This window comes from Chryseobacterium sp. 2TAF14 (assembly GCF_052115105.1).
Lineage (GTDB): Bacteria > Bacteroidota > Bacteroidia > Flavobacteriales > Weeksellaceae > Chryseobacterium.
In genome coordinates this window covers 19,125-29,195 of record NZ_JBFRGA010000036.1, presented here as the reverse complement: position 1 = coordinate 29,195, position 10,071 = coordinate 19,125, and the positions used below count along the sequence as shown (strand labels likewise).

Sequence of the window (10,071 nt, the reverse complement as noted above, 5' to 3'; positions counted from 1 at the left end):
TTATTATACCATTGTACAACGGTAGGTTCTCCCGCTTTACTTTCCAGGTAAGGATTCCAGTATAAAATGCTTCTTTTGTCTTCAGGAACAGATTTTGCGCTTTCTTCATCGTAGATTCCGTTGTTAAAAGGCAATTCTTTATCGTAGCCGTTTAGTTTAATTTCTGTAAGGTTTGATGGTAGAGTAGTATCTATCACAGAACCTGTAGTTCCGCCGCGACGGGTGTAGATTACAACAGCTCCGTTTCCTCCGAAGCTCCCTGCAAAATTACCTTTAATTACTTTTATCATTGCTATCGATGATATAGGAATGGTAGATATTTGACGTGCATCAACTTTCATTTCATCTAAGAAAAATTCCATATTTCCGCCACGATTAGTTGCTATATAATTACCACCTTGCATCTGAATCTGAAGACCGGCAACTCTGCCCTGCAAATACTGTAAAATATTCGAGTAGCCTTGTGCATTCTGATTGTCATTCACAAAATCTATAACAGTTTCATTAATACTTCTGAAAAGAGAGCTGCTGAGCTCGTTATTAAGCTTTTTTGTTAAATCTTTCTTTTTTGCTTTTATTTTAACTTCTTCAATGACTGTTTCTTTTTCATTTAAAATATTTTGTGAAGATATATTCGTTACAGAACGCTGTACTTCGAGAGGTATCGTTTCAGTCGGATTGCGCTGTGTAAGCATATAATTATGCGAAGGAAGGGCGCTTCTTAGTGGTAAGAAAGAAAATGCAGGCTGAAAATAAACCTGAACCGAGTTTTTGCCCGCTTTTTCAGCATTAAGCTGATAAGAAAACGACATCGATTCTTCAAATACAAGACCATTTAAAGTAAACAACCCGTCTTTATCTGTTTTAATTAAATTGTATCTGATTCCCTGATCAGGCATTTTAAAAATTAAATTGATCTCTGCTTCAGAAGCAGGTTTCCCCAACTTTGTAGCTTTTCCTTTAAGAAAGATAACTTTCCGGTTTATACTTTATCACCGGGAAATTTCCCGACATAATCGTTTGCCAGTTAAATCTCGACCATTTTTCTGAAATCAGTAAAGCATCTAAAGCATCCGTATTTCTGTTTTCACTAAAATATTGGGCAGGATAATAAATTTTTGAGCTAAGATCTCCTGTAAGCCAGAGTGTGCTCAGTAAACTGTTTTCATTTTCAGGATTTTCACTTTCATTATCTGTAACACTTACCAGATAGCTTGATATAGAAGAATCGTTATTGATGTTAAATGAATTGCTGTCTCTGGGTTTTAAGCTGAGCGAAGTTCCTTTTAAAGAAGGCTGTTTAAGCTTAAGAGATTGAGGTTGCACAAAACAAAGCCGTTGCGCTACAATATTCTCCGATTCATCAAAAACGGTAAGGTTAAGAATTCCGTTCACCAATTGATTGGTCGGAATTGAATACACTTTATCTGAAATATTAGAAACATTAGCTTTGTAAACCAACTGGTTGTTAATGGTTCCAATAATTTTATATTTATTGTTTTGACTAATATTTTTAGCTTTTAAAACAAATTTTACAGCATCAGATTGGCTTTGAACCTGTAAATTGATGCCTGAAGAAGCTGCTTCGGGTAAATTAACGGTTTGCTTGTTTCCTTTACCGTCTTCAACCGTAAGCTGGTATTTTTTTCCGGCAAGAGGGGTAAAATTAAAACAACCTGTATTCTGATCAAAGCCTTTAAAAGAAACTATTTTATTTCGAGAATCCTGAATTTCGGTAACAAATCCGTTCCAGTTTGCTGGTGTTTCACCTTTAGATTGCAGCCTTACTGCAAATTTAGTATTGATGCCGTCAACAAAAGTCCCGCTTTCCGGGAAAACTGCCGCATTCCATGGAGCGGATGTGTTTTTTTCTAACTTTTCAGGTGACGATGGGTTGTAAACGGTAATCGGTAATATTTCATTAAAATCATCACTGAAATTTCCCATCCATGTTGTATAAGCTCTTATATAATATACATCTTCTTTCAGATCAGCGGGCAAAGTTATACTACCGCTGCCTTTACCATTGATGAGGGGATAGATTTTTTTACTGATCTGCTTTTTATTTTGATCATACAGCTCTACAAAAACGTTTGTGGAAATTGTAGAAGGGCTGTATCCGTCAAAAACAAAAGACGTAAACCACAGATTTTCACCTGCAACATAATTTTTTTTGCTTAAAAGGAGATGTATTTTTTCCTGAGGATAGTTTTGTTCGAATTTTTTCAGCGCTTCTTCTGCTTTGTTCTGAGAAAAATAAAATGGAGCAACAATTAACGATAATGCAATAAGTGGTTTTTGAGAGAAACTGATATTCATAGTAAAGACTTGCGTTTTTTTATAGACTTCAAAAGTACACTTTTTCTTTTGCAAGGGAAATAATTGGAAGTTTTTTATAGATTATTTTAAAATAAAAAGATAGTAATATTTAAGAAACTGTTTAATTTATTGGAAAAACGCAAAGACGCAAGATTTGATAAAGTTTTCTGTTTTTAAGCCGCAAGGAGAAAATCAAAGATTTTCTTTTATAATGCTGATCAATTTTATCGAAGATAAAATCCTTGCGCCTTAAAGTGTACTATAATTAAACAATTTTGCGCTTTTGCGAAAAAAAACAATCATGAAATTCATATTTATTAATTTTTAAACAGACTCTAATTATATCAAATAAAATTTTACTTGTCATTGCATTTAGAAATCTTATCCTAAACTCAGATTATTTTAGGAACAATAAAAATATTTTATTGTGTAGAATTTTAACAAATTTTATATTTTCCACAAAACATTGTCGGCATTATATTTTCTTATATAATTATCGAAAACCAAAAAAAATATTATTATGTCAAAGAAAATTGCAATTCTTGCTACTCACGGATTTGAAGAAAGTGAATTAAAATCACCAAAAGAACATTTAGAAAATCAAGGCTGGACAGCTCATATTATTAGTCCGAAATCGGGAACAATAAAAGCATGGGCAGAAAAAGACTGGGGAAAAGAGTATAATGTTGATAAAACCATTAGCGAAGCGAGTTCTTCAGACTATGATGCGTTGGTTTTACCTGGTGGAGTAATTAATCCGGATCAGTTAAGGACCAATGATGAAGCAATTAATTTTGTGAAAGATTTTTTCAATCAGCATAAACCTGTTGCTGCGATTTGTCACGGTCCGCAAATTCTCATCAATGCTGAAGCGGTAAACGGAAGGAAATTAACATCCGTAAACTCGATCAGTAAAGATCTGAAAAACGCAGGTGCAGTTTGGGAAGACAGCGAAGTAGTGGTAGATAATGGGTTGGTAACGAGCCGTACACCGGAAGATTTACCGGCTTTCAATGCTAAATTGGTAGAAGAAATCAATGAAGGTAAACACGAAGACCAGAATTTATAATCTTTTTAATTTATTGTAAATAGAAGATCCGGATTTTATTTCGGGTCTTTTTTGTTTTAAATAATAATAAAATAGCTATCTGAATTTAATAATCCGTAACCCGAAATAAACAAAATATCCAGAATCCTAAACCCGAAACAACCAAATCCCTCATTATGAATTTGTTAATAAATAAATATTGATAGTGGTTAATTCATTAAAAATCACTAATTTCGCACCCGTAAAAATCATTCATGCAAAACATTAGAAATATTGCGATTATCGCACACGTTGACCACGGTAAAACTACCTTGGTTGATAAGATTATTCATGCTACAAACATTTTCAGAGAAAATCAGGAAAGTGGAGAATTAATAATGGATAACAACGATCTTGAAAGAGAAAGAGGAATTACCATTTTATCAAAAAATATTTCTGTTACTTATAAAGACACAAAAATTAACGTAATCGATACTCCTGGTCACGCCGATTTTGGTGGGGAAGTAGAAAGAGTATTGAAAATGGCAGACGGTGTAATCTTGTTGGTAGATGCGTTTGAAGGACCAATGCCGCAAACAAGATTCGTATTGCAAAAAGCTTTAGAATTAGGTCTTAGACCTTTGGTTGTAATCAATAAAGTTGATAAGCCAAACTGTCGTCCTGATGAGGTTCACGATCAGGTATTTGATTTGTTCTTCAACCTTGAAGCAACTGAAGAGCAGTTGGATTTCCCAACTTTCTACGGTTCTTCTAAACAAGGATGGTTCAACACTTCATTAGAACAAACTGACAACATTATGCCGTTATTGGATGGTATTTTAGAATATGTTCCGGCTCCGAAAGTAGAAGAAGGAAACCTTCAGATGCAGATTACTTCTCTTGATTTCTCTTCTTTCTTAGGAAGAATTGCGATTGGAAAAGTAACAAGAGGTGAGCTTAAAGAATCTCAATGGATCGGTCTTGCACAAGCAGATGGAAAAGTTGTGAAAGGAAAAGTAAAAGAATTATACGTATTCGAAGGTTTAGGAAAGAAAAAAGTAACTGAAGTTAAGGCAGGTGATATCTGTGCTGTTGTAGGTTTTGATGCTTTCCAGATCGGAGATTCTTTTGTAGATCTTGAAAATCCTGAACCATTGGAAAGAACGGCTATTGATGAGCCTACGTTGAATATGACGTTCTCGATCAACAATTCACCTTTCTTTGGTAAAGATGGTAAATATGTTACTTCAAACCACCTGAAAGAAAGATTATATAAAGAATTAGAGAAAAACTTGGCATTAAGAGTTCAGCAGACTGATGATGCAAATACATTCTTAGTTTTCGGTAGAGGTATTCTTCACTTATCAGTTTTAATTGAAACGATGAGAAGAGAAGGTTACGAAATGACAATTGGTCAGCCGCAGGTTATCTTGAGAGAAATCGACGGAGAAAAATGTGAACCTTACGAATCTTTGGTTGTAGACGTTCCTGAAGAGTATGCTTCAAGAGTGATCGATTTGGCAACTCAGAGAAAAGGTGACCTTCACATTATGGAAACGAAAGGAGAAATGCAGCACATGGAATTTGAAATTCCTTCAAGAGGTTTGATCGGATTGCGTTCTCAGATGTTGACAGCTACTGCAGGTGAAGCAATTATGGCGCACCGTTTCACAGAATACAAGCCTTTCAAAGGTGCAATTCCTGGAAGAAACAATGGTGTTTTAATTTCTAAAACTCAAGGTCCGGCAACTGAATATTCTATTGCTAAACTTCAGGACAGAGGTAAGTTCTTCGTTGATCCGGGTGAGGAAATCTATGCAGGAATGGTGATCGGTGAGCAAAACAAGCCGGGAGATTTGGTAGTTAACATTGTTGAAGCAAAACAGCTGAACAACATGAGAGCTTCTGGTAAAGATAAAGATACTGGTGTTGCACCAAAAATCTTATTCTCTCTTGAAGAATGTATGGAATATATTCAGGCTGATGAAGCAATCGAGGTGACTCCAAACTTTATCAGAATGAGAAAAAAATTGCTTTCTGAAGAAGAAAGAAAAAGAGTTGAGAGAAGCGCTAAAGCTTAATCTTAAATTCTCAAATATATTCAAAGCCTCGATTTTTTCGGGGCTTTTTTGTTTTAATTTATTAATTTAGCAATAATAAAATGTAAATAATATGACAATTACTAAAGAAAAACTGCATAAGCATATAGACGAGTTTCCGGATGAAATAAGTATTGATGAAGTAATTGAAAAATTGATCATGATTGAAAAACTGGAAACCAGAATGAAAGAATCTGATGAAAATGATACAATTTCGGAAGATGATCTCAAAAAAGAAATGAGACAATGGTTCGAATAAAATGGTTAAAATCAGCTAAAACAGATTTAAAAGAAATCTTTGATTTTATAAGTTTAGATTCTAAAAGGTATGCAAGATTCCAAGTTGAAAAAATTCAGAATAAAACTGAAATTTTAAAAACCGGAATGATTACAGGAAAAAGAGTTTCGGAAATTGATGATGACAACGTGAGAGAGATTTTTGAAGGAAACTACAGGATAATCTATCGGATCATTTCCGAAAACGAAATTCATATTCTTTTGATCCATCATGGTGCAAAAGATGTATTAAAGAGAATAAAATAGCGCACTATTATTAAATTTTTTTATTTTTAAATATATTTTAAGCCTCGATTTTTCGGGGCTTTGTCTTTTATGATCATAATTTTTCCGTACTTTTTTGTTTTAACTAAATTTTACAGTTACATATTTTTCAGATTATCTTTATATCCTTAGTTTTGTGTTTTAACAATTCAGAAATCCTTTCTTGGAATCATATATGAAAATTTCTAAAATAAAATTAGTCTGCATATTGGGTATGTTTGCATCTTTCAGTACTTCATGTGCTGTAAGAGAAAATACTCCGAAAGTAAAAAATAAAGTCTCAAATAATAATACGATTAAAACTCCAAATCCCAAATTGGTTCCGCCAATTACAGCAATTCCGGTTGATGAAGATTTTAAAGTAAATCTTCCTGCAATTAAAAGAGAATTCCGAGGAGTTTGGATTGCGAGTGTTGCCAATATCAACTGGCCTTCAAGAAATAATCTTTCCGTAGATCAGCAAAAAACTGAAGCTATTAATATGTTGAATATGCTTCAGGAAAATAATTTTAATGCAGTAATTTTTCAGGCACGTCCATCTGCAGATGCTTTATATACAAGCGAATTAGAGCCTTGGTCATATTTCCTGACAGGAAAAACAGGAGAGCCGCCATATCCAAATTATGACCCGCTACAATTTTGGATTGATGAAGCGCATAAAAGAGGGATGGAATTGCATGTATGGCTAAATCCTTACAGAGCACATCATTCTAACGGAGGTTCTGTTTCAAGTCAATCGATGGTTAATAAACTTTCGGATATTACCATTAAATTGAAAAACGGAATGTATTGGTTTGATCCTGCCAATCCGAAAACTCAGGGGCATGTTTCTAATGTGGTGAAAGATCTTGTGAAAAGGTACGATCTTGATGCAATACATTTTGATGATTATTTTTACCCGTATGCAACGTACAACAGAGGAGTAGATTTTCCGGATCATGAAAGTTGGAAAGCATATCAAAACTCAGGCGGAACCCTTTCCAGACCAGACTGGAGGAGAGATCAGGTAAATAAATTTGTAGAAAGAATTTACAAAGAAATCCATGCCGAAAAAAATTATGTGAAATTCGGGATCAGCCCGTTTGGAATCTGGAAACCGGGTTATCCGGAAGGAATTGTAGGCTCTTCTCAATATGACGAATTGTTTGCTGATGCCAAATTATGGCTGAACAAAGGCTGGGTCGATTATTTTTCGCCGCAGCTTTACTGGCCGATCGATTCTAAAGGACAGGCATTTGCTTCTTTACTAAATTGGTGGAAATCTGAAAACACAATGAACCGCCATCTTTGGCCGGGTTTAAATACGGTTGAAGTAAAAGTTTCTGACAGACCCGGAGAAATTAAAAATCAGGTAGAATTGTGCAGACAGATTCTTAATACCGATGAAGCAGGAGAAATACACTGGAGCATTGCAGGTTTAACGAAAAGCTCAAATATGCTTCCGACTTTAAAAAACGGACCTTACAAAGAAAAAGCTTTAACCCCAAAAAGCCCGTGGATAAAAGCGGTTCCTTTAGAAAAGCCAACCTTGTTCGTTAATGACAACGGTAGCTCGATACAAACCAGCTGGAGTACAAAAAATATAAAAAACGTTTTTCAGTGGGTACTTTTCACCCAATATAACGGAGTTTGGGAAACAGAGATTCTTACTTTAGAGAATCTTTCAAAAGAAATTCCTAAGTTTAAAGATGGCAAAACTCTGAATGCTATTGCAATAAAAGCGGTTGATCGCTTAGGAAATGAGAGTGATTATATGGCGAAGAAAGTAACGAAATAGAGAATTCTCTGTTTAATTGAAATATGTAATCTGACTGACCGAAAAATTCACACGTTTAATTTGAAAAAATAAGACGTGTAACTTAAACAAATCAGACGTCTGATTTCTATAATTAAGACGCCCGAATTTTTTAAAGAGAATAAAGACATAAAAAAAGACGCAAATTTTGCGTCTTTTTCATTTATCTAAAATTAAAAATTATCCAATCTCAATACCATTCTCCACATTGCTGTCGTCCGGCGTTACGAAAGATAATTTTCCGTCGGGTTTTGTCGTTAATAATAACATTCCCTGAGATTCAATTCCTCTGATCTTTCTCGGTGCAAGATTTAATAAAATCATCACCTGCTTTCCGATCACTTCTTCCGGAGTGAAACTTTCTGCAATTCCTGAAACAACGGTTCTTACGTCAACACCTGTATCAACGGTTAGCTTTAATAATTTATCTGCTTTTTCTACTTTTTCAGCTTCAGTAATCGTTGCTGTTCTCAAGTCGATTTTCGTAAAATCATCAAAAGTGATTTCGTCTTTCATAGGATTTGCGTTAGGGTTTGTTTTTTTATTGTTTTGTTTGGTATCTTCCAGTTTCTGGATTTGAGCTTCGATGACATCATCTTCAATTTTTGAGAAAAGAAGAGATGCTTCGTTGATTTTGTGACCGGTTTTAATTAAAACAGATTTCGTTTCAACATCATTCCAGTCTGATTTTTGAACATTGAACATATTCAATAATTTCTCAGAACTGAAAGGCATAAACGGTTCGCACAACTGTGCCAAAGCAACCGCAATCTGAGCTCCGACAAATAAAGAATGTGCTGCTTTTTCAGGATTGTCTTTAATCGTTTTCCAAGGTTCTTCTGTCTGAAGATATTGGTTTCCGAAACGTGCTAAATTCATTAAAGCCGTCAAAGAATTTCTAAATTCATAGTTTTCCAAAAATCCTGAAATTTCTTTTGCTGATTTATTTATTTCTGCTAATTCAGGAGCATTCACATCACCTTGAGGAACAATTCCATCATAATATTTATGAATTAAAACGGCAACTCTATTGATAAAATTTCCAAAAATTCCTACTAATTCAGAATTGTTTTTCGTCTGAAAATCTTTCCAGGTAAAGTTATTATCCTTCGTTTCCGGAGCCGATGAAAGAAGAGCATATCTCAAAACATCCTGTTGTCCAGGGAAATCTTCTACATATTCGTGTGTCCAAACCGCCCAGTTTCTTGAAGTTGAAATTTTATCGTTTTCAAGATTCAAAAATTCGAAGGCAGGAACATTTTTCGGCATAATGAAATCGCCGTGAGCCTTCATCATCGCAGGGAAAATAATACAATGAAATACAATATTATCTTTTCCAATGAAATGGATCAAATCAGAATTTTCACTTTGCCAGTAATCTTTCCAGTCTTTTCCGTTCTTTGCAGCCCATTCTTTCGTGAAAGAAATATAACCGATCGGCGCATCAAACCAAACGTAAAGTACTTTTCCTTCAGCATTCGGAAGTGGAACAGGAACGCCCCAGTTCAGATCTCTGGTCATTGCACGAGGTTTCAAGCCGTCATTTAACCAAGATTTTACCTGTCCGTAAACATTCGGTTTCCAGTCGTCTTTATGACCTTCGATAATCCATTCATTTAAGAAATCTTCGTATTCATTTAATGGTAAATACCAGTTTTTTGTCTCTTTTAAAATCGGAACATTTCCGCTCAACATCGATTTTGGATTGATCAATTCTGATGGAGAAAGGGTAGAACCGCATTTTTCACACTGATCTCCGTAAGCGTTTTCGTTGCCACAATTCGGACAGGTTCCAACGATGTATCGGTCTGCCAAGAATTCTCTTGCCTGTTCGTCAAAATACTGCTCAGACATTTCTTCCGTAAATTTTCCTTTTTCATAAAGAACTTTAAAGAAATCCTGGCTTGTTTCACGATGGTTTACTGATGTTGTTCTTGAATATTCATCAAAAGAAATTCCCAGATCTGAGAACGATTTTTTGATGATTTCGTGGTATTTATCAACAATATCTTGTGGGGTAACACCTTCTTTTTTAGCTCTTATGGTAATAGGAATTCCGTGCTCATCGCTTCCGCAGATAAACGCCACATCTTTTCCTGATCTTCTCTGAAATCTCGCATAAACATCTGCAGGAATATAAACTCCCGCCAAATGCCCAATATGAACCGGTCCGTTTGCATAAGGCAAAGCCGCCGTAATCATCTTTTTGTTTGACATTTATAGTATAGTTTTAAGTCTGCAAAGATAAAGATTATCTGCCAAAATTCTCG

7 protein-coding genes and 1 pseudogene are annotated in these 10,071 nt (G+C 34.9%); 5 read left to right on the top strand and 3 right to left on the bottom strand.

The window, feature by feature from the left end; genetic code table 11:
* Both AB4Y90_RS06410 and AB4Y90_RS06405 read right to left on the bottom strand, forming a co-directional pair.
* Positions 1 to 944, bottom strand: a pseudogene (locus AB4Y90_RS06410) (hypothetical protein); the annotation flags it as partial.
* A gap of 16 nt (positions 945 to 960) precedes the next feature.
* Positions 961 to 2,319, bottom strand: coding sequence for a hypothetical protein (locus AB4Y90_RS06405; protein ID WP_441556594.1), 1,359 nt, complete (start codon positions 2,317 to 2,319; stop codon positions 961 to 963).
* Between the two features lie 520 nt (positions 2,320 to 2,839).
* Here AB4Y90_RS06405 and AB4Y90_RS06400 point away from each other — a divergent pair.
* The 5 genes from AB4Y90_RS06400 to AB4Y90_RS06380 all read left to right on the top strand — a co-directional run bounded on the left by AB4Y90_RS06400 (position 2,840) and on the right by AB4Y90_RS06380 (position 7,783).
* Positions 2,840 to 3,388: a type 1 glutamine amidotransferase domain-containing protein gene (locus tag AB4Y90_RS06400; protein WP_441556593.1), complete on the top strand. Its 549-nt coding sequence runs from the start codon at positions 2,840 to 2,842 to the stop codon at positions 3,386 to 3,388.
* 233 nt (positions 3,389 to 3,621) lie between these two features.
* Entirely contained in the window at positions 3,622 to 5,427 is a 1,806-nt protein-coding gene (typA, locus tag AB4Y90_RS06395) for a translational GTPase TypA (protein WP_441556592.1), read from the top strand.
* Positions 5,428 to 5,518: 91 nt separating this feature from the next.
* Entirely contained in the window at positions 5,519 to 5,704 is a 186-nt protein-coding gene (locus AB4Y90_RS06390; RefSeq protein WP_441556591.1) for a hypothetical protein, read from the top strand.
* A complete protein-coding gene (locus AB4Y90_RS06385; protein ID WP_441556590.1) occupies positions 5,692 to 5,988 on the top strand; it encodes a type II toxin-antitoxin system RelE/ParE family toxin in 297 nt (98 codons plus the stop codon). Before AB4Y90_RS06390 ends, AB4Y90_RS06385 begins: the two co-directional genes overlap by 13 nt.
* 193 nt (positions 5,989 to 6,181) lie before the next feature.
* On the top strand, positions 6,182 to 7,783 hold the full coding sequence (locus AB4Y90_RS06380; RefSeq protein ID WP_441556589.1) for a glycoside hydrolase family 10 protein: 1,602 nt from the start codon (positions 6,182 to 6,184) through the stop codon (positions 7,781 to 7,783).
* Between the two features lie 198 nt (positions 7,784 to 7,981).
* On the opposite strand, the gene metG is transcribed toward AB4Y90_RS06380, so the two are convergent.
* Positions 7,982 to 10,018 carry a methionine--tRNA ligase gene (gene metG / locus AB4Y90_RS06375; protein WP_441556588.1) on the bottom strand — a complete coding sequence of 679 codons (2,037 nt, stop codon included), beginning with the start codon at positions 10,016 to 10,018 and terminating at the stop codon, positions 7,982 to 7,984.
* Positions 10,019 to 10,071 lie beyond the last annotated feature (53 nt).

Excerpts from the sequence above, each read along its gene's own strand:
- AB4Y90_RS06405 (WP_441556594.1), bottom strand. The coding sequence starts at position 2,319 with ATGAATATCAGTTTCTCTCAAAAACCACTTATTGCATTATCGTTAATT.
- AB4Y90_RS06400 (WP_441556593.1), top strand. The coding sequence starts at position 2,840 with ATGTCAAAGAAAATTGCAATTCTTGCTACTCACGGATTTGAAGAAAGT.
- typA (WP_441556592.1), top strand. The coding sequence starts at position 3,622 with ATGCAAAACATTAGAAATATTGCGATTATCGCACACGTTGACCACGGT.
- AB4Y90_RS06390 (WP_441556591.1), top strand. The coding sequence starts at position 5,519 with ATGACAATTACTAAAGAAAAACTGCATAAGCATATAGACGAGTTTCCG.
- AB4Y90_RS06385 (WP_441556590.1), top strand. The coding sequence starts at position 5,692 with ATGGTTCGAATAAAATGGTTAAAATCAGCTAAAACAGATTTAAAAGAA.
- AB4Y90_RS06380 (WP_441556589.1), top strand. The coding sequence starts at position 6,182 with ATGAAAATTTCTAAAATAAAATTAGTCTGCATATTGGGTATGTTTGCA.
- metG (WP_441556588.1), bottom strand. The coding sequence starts at position 10,018 with ATGTCAAACAAAAAGATGATTACGGCGGCTTTGCCTTATGCAAACGGA.